Origin of the sequence: Rhodoluna sp., from assembly GCF_036721215.1 — a bacterium.
Taxonomy (GTDB): domain Bacteria; phylum Actinomycetota; class Actinomycetes; order Actinomycetales; family Microbacteriaceae; genus Rhodoluna.
Genome location: NZ_DAIMLM010000001.1, coordinates 271,396 through 286,740 on the forward strand (window position 1 = coordinate 271,396; position 15,345 = coordinate 286,740).

General features: G+C 48.6%; 15 protein-coding genes. 6 read left to right on the forward strand and 9 right to left on the reverse strand.

The window, feature by feature from the left end; all coding sequences use genetic code 11:
* Window positions 1-3: 3 nt before the first annotated feature.
* From AC9UCN_RS01400 to AC9UCN_RS01420, 5 genes are read left to right on the forward strand one after another with little or no spacing between them, the layout of a single operon-like run.
* Window positions 4-1,437 (forward strand): aldehyde dehydrogenase family protein, encoded by a 1,434-nt coding sequence (locus AC9UCN_RS01400; protein WP_509523071.1) that lies wholly within the window; start codon window positions 4-6, stop codon window positions 1,435-1,437.
* Window positions 1,438-1,451: 14 nt separating this feature from the next.
* On the forward strand, window positions 1,452-3,413 hold the full coding sequence (gene iolD, locus AC9UCN_RS01405; protein ID WP_509523073.1) for a 3D-(3,5/4)-trihydroxycyclohexane-1,2-dione acylhydrolase (decyclizing): 1,962 nt from the start codon (window positions 1,452-1,454) through the stop codon (window positions 3,411-3,413).
* Window positions 3,401-4,165, forward strand: coding sequence for an HpcH/HpaI aldolase family protein (locus AC9UCN_RS01410; protein WP_509523075.1), 765 nt, complete (start codon window positions 3,401-3,403; stop codon window positions 4,163-4,165). The genes iolD and AC9UCN_RS01410 overlap by 13 nt, the downstream gene beginning before the upstream one ends.
* A gap of 36 nt (window positions 4,166-4,201) precedes the next feature.
* Window positions 4,202-5,137, forward strand: coding sequence for an NAD(P)-dependent oxidoreductase (locus tag AC9UCN_RS01415; protein WP_509523076.1), 936 nt, complete (start codon window positions 4,202-4,204; stop codon window positions 5,135-5,137).
* A complete protein-coding gene (locus AC9UCN_RS01420; RefSeq protein ID WP_509523077.1) occupies window positions 5,138-6,022 on the forward strand; it encodes a sugar phosphate isomerase/epimerase family protein in 885 nt (294 codons plus the stop codon).
* Between the two features lie 54 nt (window positions 6,023-6,076).
* On the opposite strand, the gene AC9UCN_RS01425 is transcribed toward AC9UCN_RS01420, so the two are convergent.
* From AC9UCN_RS01425 to AC9UCN_RS01465, 9 genes are all read right to left on the reverse strand, one after another.
* Window positions 6,077-6,859 carry an ATP-binding cassette domain-containing protein gene (locus AC9UCN_RS01425; RefSeq protein ID WP_509523079.1) on the reverse strand — a complete coding sequence of 261 codons (783 nt, stop codon included), beginning with the start codon at window positions 6,857-6,859 and terminating at the stop codon, window positions 6,077-6,079.
* Window positions 6,856-7,899, reverse strand: coding sequence for an ABC transporter permease (locus tag AC9UCN_RS01430; RefSeq protein WP_509523081.1), 1,044 nt, complete (start codon window positions 7,897-7,899; stop codon window positions 6,856-6,858). Before AC9UCN_RS01430 ends, AC9UCN_RS01425 begins: the two co-directional genes overlap by 4 nt.
* A gap of 93 nt (window positions 7,900-7,992) precedes the next feature.
* On the reverse strand, window positions 7,993-8,961 hold the full coding sequence (locus AC9UCN_RS01435) for a substrate-binding domain-containing protein (RefSeq protein ID WP_509523083.1): 969 nt from the start codon (window positions 8,959-8,961) through the stop codon (window positions 7,993-7,995).
* Window positions 8,962-9,165: 204 nt separating this feature from the next.
* The gene (locus tag AC9UCN_RS01440) at window positions 9,166-9,927 is read right to left on the reverse strand and encodes a GntR family transcriptional regulator (protein ID WP_509523085.1); all 762 of its coding nucleotides are present in this window, start codon (window positions 9,925-9,927) and stop codon (window positions 9,166-9,168) included.
* A gap of 95 nt (window positions 9,928-10,022) precedes the next feature.
* Window positions 10,023-11,210 carry an MFS transporter gene (locus AC9UCN_RS01445; RefSeq protein WP_509523087.1) on the reverse strand — a complete coding sequence of 396 codons (1,188 nt, stop codon included), beginning with the start codon at window positions 11,208-11,210 and terminating at the stop codon, window positions 10,023-10,025.
* Window positions 11,211-11,217: 7 nt separating this feature from the next.
* Window positions 11,218-11,778 (reverse strand): SIS domain-containing protein, encoded by a 561-nt coding sequence (locus tag AC9UCN_RS01450; protein ID WP_509523089.1) that lies wholly within the window; start codon window positions 11,776-11,778, stop codon window positions 11,218-11,220.
* Complete coding sequence (locus AC9UCN_RS01455; protein ID WP_509523090.1) at window positions 11,762-12,604, reverse strand: ROK family protein; 843 nt, start codon at window positions 12,602-12,604, stop codon at window positions 11,762-11,764. Before AC9UCN_RS01455 ends, AC9UCN_RS01450 begins: the two co-directional genes overlap by 17 nt.
* Window positions 12,605-12,642: 38 nt before the next feature.
* The gene (locus AC9UCN_RS01460; RefSeq protein ID WP_509523091.1) at window positions 12,643-12,960 is read right to left on the reverse strand and encodes a DUF4870 domain-containing protein; all 318 of its coding nucleotides are present in this window, start codon (window positions 12,958-12,960) and stop codon (window positions 12,643-12,645) included.
* Between the two features lie 48 nt (window positions 12,961-13,008).
* Window positions 13,009-13,452, reverse strand: coding sequence for an iron chaperone (locus tag AC9UCN_RS01465; protein ID WP_509523093.1), 444 nt, complete (start codon window positions 13,450-13,452; stop codon window positions 13,009-13,011).
* A gap of 166 nt (window positions 13,453-13,618) precedes the next feature.
* Here AC9UCN_RS01465 and AC9UCN_RS01470 point away from each other — a divergent pair, with 166 nt between their 5' ends.
* Entirely contained in the window at window positions 13,619-15,343 is a 1,725-nt protein-coding gene (locus AC9UCN_RS01470) for an AMP-binding protein (RefSeq protein ID WP_509523095.1), read from the forward strand.
* Window positions 15,344-15,345 lie beyond the last annotated feature (2 nt).

Below are 15,345 nucleotides of genomic sequence, written 5' to 3' on the forward strand. Positions count from 1 at the left end.
GCTTTGCAGAAGTTCAACTTGCTAATTGCGGGCCAAGGTTCGAAGAACAAATTATTTGAACCAGTCGTTACCCCCTACAGCGGTGAGGTCATAGCTGAGGTTGAGACAGCGACAGTTCAGGACGTTGAAAGAGCTGTCGACCAGGCGGAATTAGCCGCCGTAACTTGGCGCAGGACTCCTGCCCATAAGAGATACGAAATCATGATGGCAGCCGCCGCGTTGGCCGATGAGCGCCAGGAGCAAATGGCCCAGATTATTTCTCAGGAGAATGGCAAGAGCATTCTCGAGGCCAGATCCGAAGCTGCACGTAGCGGCGAAATAATGAGGCTTTCAGCTTTTGAAGGGTCCCAGCTCTACGGCGTAGGTTTACCGTTGGACGCCAACAAGGGAACTGGCCAAGAAAAGCTCGGCTTTACTCTGCCTCAACCAGTTGGCGTCGTTGTTGCAATTACGCCATTCAATTACCCAGCACTTTTAGTTATGCACAAAATCGGGCCAGCACTAGCTGTTGGCAACGCGGTTATCTTGAAGCCTGCGAGAACTACACCACTGACTGCAATTGCATTGGCCCAGTGCTTCATCGACGCTGGCTTACCTGAAGGTGTTCTAAGCGTTATAACCGGTCCAGGTGCCGATTTAGGTGAGGCTCTAGTCACCAACCCGAAGGTAAGAAAGATATCGTTCACGGGTTCGACCAAGGTGGGAGAGTCGATCACCAGAATTGCTGGGGTCAAGAAGCTCTCGCTCGAACTTGGTGCCAGCTCACCGGTCGTGGTCTTAAGTGACGCGGACATAGACTTTGCGGCTCAAGCGGTTTCAATCGGGGGCTATGTGAACGCCGGTCAGGTTTGCATCTCGGTACAAAGAGTAATTGTTGAAAAATCCATCAAGGCAGACTTTTTGGATGCTCTCAGACCTAAAGTTGCAGCTCTAAAGTATGGAAATCCTCTGGACGAAAGCAACAATATCGGCTCGATGATCTCGGAGTCCGAGGCGATGCGAGTGGCTGCAAGCATCAAGGAATCAACTAGCCAGGGAGCCAAGCTTCTGTTGGGTGGAGGGCGAGAAGGCTCCTATGTCCGGCCCACAATTCTCGCTGACGTTGATCCAGATTCGTCCATTGCTCAGCAAGAGCTATTTGGCCCAGCGGTAGTGATCTCCAATGCCAATGATGACAGGGAGGCAATCGCCCTCGCAAACAGCACTGTTTACGGCCTAGGCGCTGGAGTTTTCACCAAAAACATGGATAAAGCAATTGAAGCTATGCGCGAGATTGATGCTGGAATAATCCACGTGAACTGGACCCCACTATGGCGGGCTGATCTAATGCCCTACGGTGGACTCAAATCCAGCGGCATAGGCAAAGAAGGAATTAGAACCACGGTTTCGGAGATGACAGAATCTAAAACCATAATCATGCACGGTCGCGCCTGGTAGAAACGGAGAAAATAATGACTAAGCCAAACTATGGAGAGACAATTACTCTGACTGTGGCGCAAGCTTTAGTTTTGTACATTTCGAACCAGTACTCGGTTTCTGATTTGGGTAGGCAGCGATTTGTGCCCGCGGTTTTTGGAATATTCGGCCACGGAAACGTCGCCGGACTAGGCCAAGCCCTTGACGAATACCATGATCACCTTCCATTTATGCAGGGAAGAAACGAGCAAGCCCTTGGCCATGCCGCAATCGCTTTCTCGAAGCAAAGACTTCGCACACAAACCATCGCCGTTACATCTTCGGTTGGACCAGGCTCCACCAACCTCGTTACGGCGGCCGCGCTCGCAACTGTCAACCGAATCCCGCTGCTACTTCTACCTGGCGATGTTTATGCAACAAGGCGTCAGGGTCCGGTACTTCAGCAGCTTGAAGACTTTTCACAACCGGACGTTTCTGTCAATGACGCCTTCCGCCCGGTATCTAAATTCTTTGACCGCATCACAAGGCCTGAGCAGTTACTTTATTCACTGCCTCAAGCTTTTAGAGTTTTGGCGAATCCAGCAGAAACCGGAGCAGTAGTTATTGCCCTGCCACAAGATATTCAGTCGCACTCTTTTGATTTCCCGCGATCATTCTTTGAACCAAAAGAGTGGAAAATTCGCAGGCCGTTGCCAGACCCAACAGATATCCAATCAATAGCTAAAGCGATTAAGAGCTCTAAGAAACCATTGGTGATTTCCGGAGGCGGGGTAATTTACTCTGGCGCAACAAAGGCACTAGAAGCCCTAGCCAATCAAACAGGTATTCCCGTTTCTGAAACCTTTGGTGGAAAAGGATCTATTCAAAACCCTGGATCTTGGCACCTCGGGGGCATAGGACTCGAAGGAACACCTGCGACCAACCAGTTAGTGATGCAGGCAGATCTGATTATTCATATCGGTACCAGATTGACTGACTTTGCTACGGCGTCTCAGTCAATATTCCAAAACCCAAAGGTGCGATTTGTTTCAATAAACGTCACCGAGGGTGACGCAATAAAGCAAGGCGCTACGGCAGTAGTAGCTGACGCAAAGCTATCGCTGGAGGCTCTAGCATCCGAGCTGAAGGGATTCCAGATTGATCCCGCATGGCGTGATGAGATAACAACTCAAATGACTTACTGGAATAACTTGCGAGCTGAGTCAATGGACCCCGACAAGCTATTTGATAAGTCTGCACTGGACGCTCGAACAAATACTGATGCAGTTTTGACTCAGGGTCAGCTAATTGGCGTCTTGCAAGAAAAAGCCCAAAACGGTGACATTTTGATAGCAGCAGCTGGCGGACCTCCAGGAGATATTCAAAAGGTGTGGGACGCTACCGAAGGGCGCTTTGCTCACTTGGAATTCGGCTTTAGCTGCATGGGATATGAGATTCCTGCCGCAATTGGAGTGCGACTAGCCAATCCAGACAAAAAGAACCGAGTGGTTTCTCTTGTTGGCGATGGGACTTTCGTGATGGCTCCAACAGAAATTGTTTCGGCAGCCCAAGAGAATCTCGATCTCACAATCGTGGTTTCTGAAAACCGGGGTTACCAGGTAATTAGACGATTGCAGATGTGGCGGGTGGGCCATCACTTTGGAAATGAATTCCGCTACCGCGAAGAAGGACCCATTTTGACTGAGTCTGCCGGCACCAAGAACTCACCTCGTCTTGAGGGCAACTACCTAGAAATTGATATCGTCTCGATGGCAAAAGGTATGGGTGCCAAAACCTATCGACCTGTTACAGCCGATGAGTTCAGAAAAGTTTTGGACGAAACCAGAACTGCATCTGGTCCTGTAGTAATTGTTGTTCCGACGATCCCTCACGTTAGCCTGCCTGGAGCTGGACTTTGGTGGGATGTTGCTCCCGCGGAAGTATCAGACCAGCCCTGGCTAATCGCGGCACGAGCCGAATACAACGAAGGATTGGGTACTCAACGATGGCACGGCTAAAAGCGCCTGAACTTCAAAGGCAACTGCGTGCCAGTCTCCAAGCGGGAAAGAGCCTCGGCACTTTTATTGGCATACCCAGCACCATTTCTTATGAGTTGGCAGCACTGGCTGGTTTTGACTGGGTCATTTCCGATCTTGAACATGGCGAGAATGAATTTTCTGATTTAGCCAGGGCGGTAGTGGCATTCGATGGTCCAGTAATTGCTCGGGTGAGCTCGCCTTCGGCAGAGAATATTTCTCGAGCCCTGGATCGGGGTGCAGCTGGAATTATGATTCCAAGAATTTCTTCATTTGAGGATTTAGATAGCGCGCTAACTGCATTGGATTACCCTCCCAAAGGCTCCAGAGGCGTTGCCAGCTATAACCGCAGCGCGTCTTGGGGTGCTGACCAGAAGGCTCTTTTGGAAGCAGATCCAGTTGCCATAGTCCAGGTGGAGACTCGCTTTGCCGTTAATGAAATTGCTGAATTGGTAAAAAACAAGAGAGTCGATGCACTTTTTATTGGGCCATTGGATCTTTCTTATTCGCTTGGTGTTCCAAGAGATTACAGTTCTGAAGTGTTTCAATCAGCCATAGCTTCGGTTCTTGAAAATTGCAGAAGTGCCAAAAAGCCATTGGGAATACTCGCCACTTCAGCCGAGGATGCTAAAGCATATGAAAAGCAAGGTTTTGATTTTCTGGCTCTGGGATCGGATTCAACTTCTTTGCTTCAGGCCTTCAAGTCTCAAATAGAAGCTATTCGAAACAACTAGCTATGCAAACCTACTTGGCTTCTTCTGGAATTCGAAATGGCTGAAGTCGTCATAGTCGGTCTTGGACCAGTGCCTGCCAAGCAAACGCAAGAATTACTAGGATCCGAATTCACTTTCGTGGCTGATCCAACCTCTCACGATCTAGAAAAAGCTGACGGCGCGATTGTTCGCGCCGAGTTTTACCTCGATAAAGCTGCAATGGAATCAATGCCAAAGCTGAAGATAGCCGTGCGGACAGGTGTGGGGGTTGACAGGGTGGATCTGGAATCAGCAACCGACAGAGGTGTTTCGATTGCTATTACCCCCGGGGCAAACACCAACGCCGTTGCTGAAGGGGCTTTGGCTATGATGCTTTCGCTTTCCAAGAAACTTTCCCCGCTAACTGAACTAGTAAGAAAAGATCAATGGACTAGCCGTGACGTTATTGTCCCAGGGGACCTAGAGGGCTCAACCCTTGGCCTTGTGGGATTCGGACGCATCGGATCCAGAGTTGCCCAACTGGCGCAAGCTTTTGGAATGCGGGTATTAGCTTTTGATCCAGTTGCCGATGTCCCAGAAAACCTGAGAGCTGAATCCATGGATGACCTGTTGTCAGAGTCCAATATTGTTTCGGTCCACGTTCCTCTTAACGAGAAGACTCGTAATTTGATTTCCAAGAGGGAGATTGAGCTTATGCCTCAGGGTTCCATCATCATCAATGTCGCTCGAGGCGGTGTGGTGAACTTAGACGCCGCCCACGAGGCCCTTAATTCTGGGAAACTTTCAGGCCTAGGTTTAGATTCTTTTGATCCCGAGCCTGCGGTATTTCACGAGTGCTTCAATCACCCCAACGTAGTTCTTACCCCACACGTCATGGGCCTTAGCCACCGTGCCAGGCAGCAGACTTTTTCTGCCGCCGCCCAGGCCATAAAGGATTTTTTCAATCACACTGGAAGTGTTGAGATTGTAAATCAACCGCGAGGAGAAAACTAAATGCAGGTAAAAATCGCTGGAGCACCAATTAGTTGGGGAGTTTCTGAGGTCCCTGGCTGGGGTTTCCAAATGAGCCCAGACAGAGTGTTGGCGGAGATGAATAGCCTTGGACTAACAGCGACAGAATTTGGGCCCGAGGGTTTCTTGCCTACCGACCCAAATCAAAAAGCTGCATTTCTTGCGGGTCACAAAATCAGAGCTATCGGAGGCTTCTATCCGATTCTGCTTCATGATCCAACTAACGATCCAATACCTGCTGTGACAGCAGAGTTAGATTCCTATGAGGCTGCTGGCGCCGAGGTGCTCGTACTGGCAGCATCAACGGGAATTGATGGCTATGACGATGCCAGGCCAGCTCTAACGCCAGGCCAGTGGCAAACTATGTTTGAGAATCTATCTAAAGTTGCTGATATTGCAAATCAGCGGGGCGTGAAGGCGGTAGTACACCCTCACGTTGGAACACTTATTGAAACCCGCGAGGACATAGAGCAGGTGTTGGCTGGAACAACTATTGGGTTTTGTCTTGACACTGGACATATGTTGATCGGTGGAACGGACCCAGTTGAGTTCTCGAAAGACCACTCGGATCGAATCCAGCATTCACATCTCAAGGATGTGAATCTACAAGTTGCAGAAAAGGTTAGATCCGGGCAGCTTTCGTATTATGAGGCTGTAAAGCAGGGTTTGTACACCCCTCTTGGCCAGGGAGATGTCGATGTTAGATCTATTATCAAGAACCTAATTGCGGCAAATTACCAGGGTTGGTTTACTCTCGAGCAAGATAACGTGGTCGATACAGACCCAGCTGCCGGCTCTGGCCCAGTCAGTGACGCAAGCCAGAGTGTTCAGTTCATCAACAAGGTGGCTAGCGAGTTCGCTGCTTGATTCTTAAATACCAAACGACCACCAACTAAAAGCTGGCAGCCGTTTGGTTAGAAGTTACTTACCTTTTACTTGGGTGATTTCGTGGGTCAGAGCTTCAAGCTCTGCTCCACCAGCCATGGCCATGGTCAACTCGTCCAGCTTTACATTCTTGCGCTGGAACTCGTTGATCATCTTTCCTCGGTTTAGAAGGTAGAAGCGGTCTCCAACTAGGAATGCGTGGTGTGGGTTGTGTGTAATAAATACAACCGCAACACCTCGTTCCTTGGCTGATAGAACATACTTCAAAACGATGCCTGACTGACGAACTCCAAGAGCGGAGGTTGGCTCATCAAGAATTAGCACCTTGGCACCGAAGTAAACAGCGCGGGCAATAGCTACGGCCTGACGCTCTCCACCGGATAGGGTTCCAATTGGCTGATCGGTGTCTCGAAGGTCGATACCCATTTCAAGAAGCTGCTGCTTTGAAAGCGCCTTCATCTTCTTGATGTTCAGCATTCGGAAAGGACCCCAGCCTACGGTGATTTCGTTACCGAGGAAGAAGTTTCGCCAAACCGACATCATCGGAATGGTTGCTAGGTCCTGGTAAACAGTTGCAATACCTTTGGCAATTGCTTCTCTTGGGGAGTTAAAGTCAACCGGTTCACCATCCATCAAGAACTCACCGGTTGTTGCCTTATGAACACCAGAGAGAGTCTTGATAAGGGTCGATTTACCTGCACCGTTGTCACCAAGTACACAGGTAACGCTTCCCGAAGTAACCTCCATGCTCACATCGGTCATAGCAATAACGCTTCCGAACTGCTTGGTTACGTTTTTAAGCTCTAAAGCTACGGTCATTTCTTTCGTCCCTTCATTGCTCTTTTTCCTACGAAGGTATTAATCAATACGGCTGTGAACAAAATCAGACCTAGGAATGTGAATGTCCAGTCTGAATCCCAAAGTGCATAAGGGATACCGATGTAGGCCATTCCCATAATGACTGCACCCAGAGAGGCTCCAATAGCTGAGCCCATACCACCGGTAAGCAGTGTTCCACCTACCGCTGCTGCGATGATGTAGAAAAACTCAACTCCAACACCCTGTCCAGCCTGCATACCCTTTAGGCGAAGTACGAACATGATGCCTACGAAAGCTGCGGCCATTGATGTCATCACAAACAAGATGATTTTGGTTCTAATAACAGGCACTCCAGCGTTACGGGCTGCGTTAGCATCTCCACCAGATGCAAAAATCCAGTTACCAAACTTGGTTCTGGTCAAAATCCAGGTAGCCAAGATGGTGAAGAAAATCCACCAGAGGATCGAAATCTGGAAGCTTGCTCCAGCAAACTCAATCTTGCTTGCAAGCAACGCCGCTGCTTGGTCGTAGTTAGCTGTCTCCTCGGTAAGACTCACCCGAACAGTTCCAGTGAACTGCTTGGTAACAGCTAGGTTCGCTCCGCGAAGAACAAAGAATGTGGCAAGGGTAACAATGAATGACGGCAACCCGGTTGTAACTACCAGCCAGCCATTCAGAAGTCCTACCGCTGCAGCAAAGATCAGAACGAGAGCAATCGAGGTCCAAAGATCTAGCCCAAGTTCAGTCACCAGCACTCCGGTGAGAAGACCTGTGGTTCCAACCATTACTCCAGTGGAAAGGTCAAACTCGCCACCAATCATAAGAAGGGCTACGAATACCGCCACAATTCCAATTGGAGCAGCGATGTCGGTCCAACCAGCAATACCGCCAGGTTGGCCAAAGTTTCCGGTTGTGTCAACCGATGAGAACAATAAGAAGATCGCCAGCGCACCCATTAGGGCTCCGAATTCTGGACGTCTTAGGAGAGTTGTTATAGGGGAAGTTTTTTGAACGCGTTCGTCTTTGAGTGCGTTTGCCATGAATGGATCCTCAGTTTCCTAATTTGTTTCATTTAGAAAACAGGTGGGCTAGAAAATCTTCTAGCCCACCTGCCTTGTGTTTCTATGATACGACTAGCGAGTACCTGCTGCTACCAGTGCCTTAACAGTCGCGACGTTTGTTGAGTCAACAAAGCCAGGACCGGTGTACATAGGCAGACCTCCACCAAGGGTGTGACCGTTGGTTAGGTTTAGGTATAGCAAGGCAACCGATAGGTAACCCTGTGCGTACTGCTGCTGGTCAATTGCGAATGCAATTGTTCCTGCTTCAATAGCGTCTAGAGCCTCAGCTGACATGTCAACTGTACCGATGTACATCTCTACACCTAGGTCAGTAACTGCTGGTAGAACTGCCTTCGCTGCGATGTCAGCGTTCAATGCGAACACGCCATCGTAGGTTGGGTCAGCTTCCAAAGCAGCCTTGATCTTTGCAGATGCAGCTGTAAGGTCAGCAAGACCGCCATCTAGGTTGAAGTTAACAACTTCACCATCGAATGTGTCTGCTGCTCCTGCACAACGCTCTTCAAGACCAACGTTTGCAGCTTCCTGTAGAGGACAAAGAATCTTTGTCAATCCAGCTTCGTTGAAACGAAGACCAGCTTCTTGACCAGCGATGAACTCATCCTGACCAACATGGGTGATTGCACCAAGGTCCTTGAACACTGCGGATCCAGAGTTCATGGTCACTGTAGGAATGCCAGCGGCAGCTGCTGCCAACATTGCGTCAGTGATTGCACCTGGGTCTGGAGCTGAAGCTGCGATTGCGTCACAGCCACCTGCGATACCAGCCTCGATTGTCTGAGCCTGCTTTGCAGAGTCGTTTGTTGAGCCCTGGTAGTCAACTGTGACTCCTAGGTCAACACCGGCCTGCTCAGCACCCTTTTGTGCTACAGTCCAGAAACCTCCACCGTCACCGTGTGTGTAAACACAGATCTTGAAGTCGCTTGCTGGTGCTGCTGTTTCTTCTTCTGCTGCGGTTGTTGCACATCCGGTTAGTACTAACGCGGAAACGGCAACAAGAGCAGCTAGCTTCTTGATGTTCATAGAGATAACCTCTCGTTTTCATTTAAATGGTCGGAAAGACCCGACTGCTGATAATTATCGCGGTTTGTAAGGACAATTAAGCCAGATTTCATGTCCCCGTTATAAAAAAGATACCTAACCGCCTGAAGCCCAGCATTTATAGAGAAAGCACCCTAATCCAAGCGGGAGCCTGGTCGGTTACAAAGCTAGTTCTATGTCAGCTTGCTACCGCTCGACGATAGTGAACTCAAAAGAGTACAAATCCGTTCGATAGCAGTGCTGTCCATACTCCAACGCAACCCCGGAGTTATCAAACGCGGTGCGATTCATGGTTAGTACTGGTGAGTTCTTTTCAATTTCTAACAAGTTCGATTCTTCTGCGCTTGCGCGACGCGCACCAATTTTTTGCTTAGCAACTTGGATTGAGGCTCCATTGGTTCGGAGCCAATCGTAAAGACCGGATTTAGATATATCACTTTCGGTAAGGTGCTCAAATCTTGGGTGTATCCAGTTTTGCAAAACAGCAACTGGTGTTTTCCCAGCACTTCTTACCCGGTGTAGAAAGACAACTTTTTGCCCAACTGCAACTCCAAGTTGCGCAGCAACAACTGCATCAGCGGGCAAAAGTTTGAATTCAATAACTTTGGTTGATGGCTTTCTTCCAGCTCGCTCAAGATCATCAAATAGTGATGTGAGTTCAACCCCGCGAGTAACTTGGCCGTGAACAACTTGAGTTCCAAGACCGCGACGGCGAACCAAAAGTCCTTTGTCAACAAGTTCTTCAATGGCTCGTCGAACGGTTGGTCTGGATAGACCAAGGCGCTCGCAAATTGATATTTCATTTTCTAATCGGTCACCGGCAGCTAGCTGACCTGAAAGAATTGATTTCTCCAACAATTCAGAAAGCTGGAAATAAAGAGGGACAGAAGATTTTCGATTCAATTTGGAGAAAATTGATAGCGGAAGGATTACCTCGGTCTTGCGCATCCGCTTAATCTCCTGATCTGAAGTATGTTATGACAATACTTCATTCCAGCAAGTTCAAGGCAGATTCATTGTTTCCAGCAAGTGAACTTTTGAAGCTAGATGCGCTTACCTTCGTTGTCGATGGGCTTAGTGATTGGACTCAGGATTGCCGCAATCAACATGAACACAAGCGGGATTCCAAACGCCACATACAAACCAGCGAACTCACCCAAAGCACCCAAAGCAGGCCCCACGGTAATCGAGGAAATGTAAACCACGGTGATAATCATGTTGATTCGGGCAGGAGCCAAAGCTTCCTGGTCTCCCATCGAGGCAACTGACATAGGAAAGCCCATTGCGATTCCCAGACCCCAAAGGATCAGACCCAGCAATGGAAGATTGACTAGATCCTGAGCAATGAATACTGCTATACCGCTGACGGCCAGCAACGCCGAGAACAGAATCGTTCTCGACCTTCCAATCGCGTCAACTACGAAACCACCAACTAGCCTTCCGAAGGTAATGGCGATCCAGAAAACACCGAACATGATCGCAGCTTCAGATCCTGAATACCCAGAACTCGTCAGGGCGATTGGAACCCAGGTTCCAGCCGACATCTCGGCCATGATGAAAGAAAAACCTACAACAGCAATCAACAGACTTCGCTTTTCAGTCCATACCTTCTTGGTTTCACCTTTTTTGGACGCCTTGCCAGCAGTACTCTCGGCATTTTTCTTTCGAGCAGGTAACACAACGCCGGCAGCAATGGAGATTGCGGCAACAAATAATCCACTCACAAAGTAGTGACTGGCAAGACCAATTCCTTGATCGATTGCCCAGCCAGAAATAGCCGCACCACCCAGCATGCCAACACCATATGCACCGTGAATGGCAGGGAAGATTGAATGCTTTGATTTTCTATCCGCGGCGTTACCCTCGTAGTTTCCAACAAAGTCCTCTATTGCCATAGGAGTTCCGATTGAAACTAGTAACAGGCTTGAAACCAGAATCAAACCAAGTTCCACCGAAAGACCGATACCCATGAGCGAAGCTGCTCCAATAGAAAATCCGAGAGCTGCAATCAGCCTCGAGCCAAAACGTTTTACAAGGAAACTCGCAAAGAAAATTCCAAGCAATCCACCGACTGCATACAACATGGTGAAGATTCCAAACTCGAGGTCATTGAACCCAAGCAGCTCCTGCACCTCTGGACCGCGACTTACCCAGGTGGAGAACAAAAATGCTCTGGCAAAAAATAGAGTTGCGGAAGCGGTGGACCAAACTACTATGGACGGTTTTGACAATTGAGACCTAACTTCTTTCGTTTTCAATAAAGCTCCATGAAACCGCGTGGGTGATCATCATGTGAACATCTTCAATTCGACCCATGTTTGGTTCTGGAACTCTGATTTCAAGATCGACTAAAGAGCCTAACTTGCCACCATCTCGGCCGGTCAGACCGACAGTCCGAGCACCGATAGATTTTGCATACTCAACCGCCTTGATGACATTGTTTGAGTTCCCAGAACCTGAGATTGCAATTACGAGATCTTTTGGTTCCAGGAAGTTTTTGAGTGGCTCAACCAGTGCTTGGTCGTAGTCAACATCGTTGCTGTATGCAGTGAGGGTGGAAACCGAGTCATTTAGACACATCACCTTGAAGCGCTCAGTTTTTTCATAGGAGGCTCCCTTGACCAAATCGTTGACCCAGTGGGATGCGGTGGAGGAGCTGCCACCATTACCCATTGTGAAAATTGTTTGCTTGGCAGCACGAGTTTCTGAAAGCCAAGAAATGAGGGCGTCTATCTTCGAGGCATCGACAAGGTCGATGGCTTCTTTCACCTTTGCCAAATAATTAGCCACGTAGTTCATTTAGTGCCAACTCTCTTGCTCCAATTAATACATTTGCATTACCCAGTGTTGAAAACTCCAGCTTGGTTTGCGTCTGATCCAAAAGCGGCTGCAGCTCATTCAATAAAGCAGACTCTAACCTAGGACCGACCTTCGCAATCCCCCCGCCCAAAACCACGAGCTCGGGATTGAAAAGTCTCACAATAGTCGATAACCCTGCTGCTAGTCGCGCGCTGTATTCCAACAAGAAGCTGTCGTCAAGCAAGAGCTCTTGAGCAGATTTTCCATAATCTTTTCGCAGCCAATAGCCGCTGCAGAATCTCTCAAGAGTTCCATGGTTACCCAATTCGTCTGCCGGGCCGGATGGATCAATCACGATGTGACCTAGTTCTCCGGCAAGTTCACCGTGGCCGCGATAAATCTCTCCGTTGATAATCAACCCAGCACCAATGCCAGTGGAGACAGTCACATAGGCAAGGTTTTTGTGTCTGGAATTTCGGGAAACAAACTCACCGAGGGCTCCAACATTTGCATCGTTGTCTGCAACTGCCGGTAGCCCAAGAACGCCCTTCGACCATTCAGAGAAATCGAATTCTTCCCAACCTGAAACGTGGACTGACCTTTTTACCTTTTGATTGGCAAAATCAAAGGGCCCGCCAAAGCTAATTCCAACTCGGTCGATGGATTTGTCTTTGGTGATTAATTCAGCAGCGTAAAGGGCTAACTGGGTAAGGATTTTCTCGGGGGTTTTATAGTCTGCTGTTACCAGCTCATAGAAATTCTCAACGTTACTGGAGCAAGCAATACTGCACTTAGTACCGCCAATGTCGAGTAATAATGCAGTCATGACAAAGAGCCTAACGAGACAATTTGGCGATTAGCCGCCTAATTCTGAATCAGTCGAAGTGTTAGCGGGTACTTATAGAACTCACCTTGGGAAGTTTTGATTGCGGCGATGATTCTAAAGATGATCCACAGTAGTGGTGGAAGCCAGAGCAGGACCCAGCCAATTATTGAAACCGCCAGTACAACAACCGCAAGCAACATAGTGATTCCAAAATTTAGTGATTCTCTTACGTGGTGGGAGATAAATGGACCTTTGCCGTTAAAGGCAATGTATCCAATTACTGGAGCAAAGAATTCAAACGGTATGGCGAGCAGGTGACCGGCAACCGCCCAAGCTTTCTCCCCGTCTTTGGACATTGGTGAGCTACTTGCGTAGGGATTGGTTTTGGCCAATTGAGTTACCTCTTATCTCTTTGCTTTTAAGACTAAGTCGGTAATTGCTCTCTTGTTGGCAGGAGTGAGTTTTGTCAGTGCGAATGATGTTGGCCACATCGAACCAGAATCTAGGTTCGCGGACTCATCAAAGCCAAGCGTTGAGTAACGAGACTTCCATTTGCCAGCATTTTGGAAAAAGACCAACACTTTGCCGTTCTTGTAATAGGCAGGCATTCCGTACCAAGTCTTTGGCTCTAGCTCTGGAGCGATCGATGTGATCAATTTGTGGATCGATAGAGCAAGCTCTTTATCTTCCTTGTTCATAAGCTTCACTTTTTCCATAAGTTCTGCTTCGCCCTTCAGGCCCTTTGCCTTGTTTTTGAGCTCTTGAGCTCTGTCTTTCATGGCCTGGCGCTCAGCGGCACTGAATTTCTCCGATGGCTTGGACTTGCTTGAAGAGGCTGTTTTAGCCATTACTTCGGCCCCTTTCTATCTGGCTTTCTGGAGGGCTTATCCCGAATGCAATCTTATTGGCCTTTAGATTGTGGGATATAGGCACTAGATCCATTGGCTAGTATTGGAGCAATACTCCAGCGCCGGGGAATCTTCGGCGATGGCTTACCCTCGCGGAAGGTAGAAAATGACCCAGAGTCCCTGGTTGGCCCACTATCCAAAAGACGTTCCAGCAGAGCTTTCAAAGGTTCCCTTTGTTCACTTGGCCGAACTAGTCAAAAAAGCAAGCAACGATTACTCCAAAACCATAGCTTTCACCCAAGTGATGCCCAACGGCATGAACGGGTCACTCACTTACAAAAAAATTGACTCCCTATCGGACGACTTCGCAGCGTACCTAAGAGAAACTCTGGCTCTTAAAGCTGGAACTAGAGTTGCAGTTCAGATGCCTAACTGTTTGGCATATCCGATTGTTGCCTTTGGAGTTATGAAGGCAGGTTTGGTTCTTGTAAACACCAACCCGCTATACACCGCACCTGAAATGGCATACCAGTTTGCAGATTCCGGCGCCGAGGTTCTGGTTGTAATCGACATGTTTGCCGATCGACTACCTGAGGTACTACCAAAGACAAAGATCAAGACCGTCGTAACGGTGAAGATTTCTGAATTCTTCCCACCAATTGTTGGCGGCGTTATTCGTATAGTTCAAAAAGTTTGGAGCAGAACGCTTCCAAAGATAACTGTTCCACACACCAAGTTCCAGGATGCTCTAGATGCTGGCAGAAAAGTAAAGTCTCCAAACAAAGCAGACGGTTACGTGAAGGGCATTACTTCAGAATCGATTGCCGCTTTGCAATACACCGGTGGAACAACTGGTGTCTCAAAGGGTGCGATGCTTTCTCACGGCAACTTGGCAACAAACACCCTGCAGCTGATTACTATGTGTGGCTCATTCATGCGTCCAGGCAAAGAGGTTGTGATTACAGCTTTGCCGCTGTATCACATCTTTGCTTTCACCATTAACTTGCTTGGTTTTTACCACATCGGTGGCAGAAACATATTGGTTCCTTCACCTCGACCTCCAAGCAACCTGAGACGTGCTTTTGAAAACTACAAGGTCACTTGGCTGACCGGTGTGAACACCTTGTTCAATGCTCTATTGAACGAGACCTGGTTCACCGACAGCCCACCGAAGCAGCTACGTGCTTCGGCTGCTGGAGGTATGGCTTTGCACGAGTCAGTGTCCAAGAAGTGGCGTGAAGTTACTGGCACTCCAATTGTTGAAGGATACGGTTTGACCGAGTCTTCACCGGTACTTACTTTCAACCCACTTGGTGGAAATGGTAAAGACGGAACAATCGGTATCCCAGTTCCATCAACCGAGATTCTCTGTGTTGACGAAAAGGGCAAGGAAGTAGCTCTTGGCGAAGCTGGCGAACTTATTGCCAAGGGACCACAGATCATGCTCGGTTACTGGGAGAAGGAAGCCGAAACAAATAACACTCTAAAGAAGGGTTATTTGTATACCGGCGATGTCGCAACTATGGACAAAGACGGTTACTTCACAATTGTTGACCGCAAGAAGGACATGATCATCGTTAGCGGTTTCAATGTCTATCCAAACGAGATTGAAGAGCAGATTGCCGCCGTTCCAGGAGTTACCGAAGTTGGTGTCATCGGAATGCCAGATGACAAGACCGGTGAAGCTGTGGTTGCTTACGTGGTTGCAGGACTACCTGCTCCAACGGAAGAGCAGATCATCGCTCACTGCAAGAAAGAACTATCGGCGTACAAGGCCCCAAAGAAAGTTGTCTTTGTTGACGAACTTCCTAAGAGCCCAATCGGCAAGATCCTGCGTCGCCAACTACGAGCTGGTGCAATAGAGAAGTCCACAACTGGGAAAGGTGCATAGAT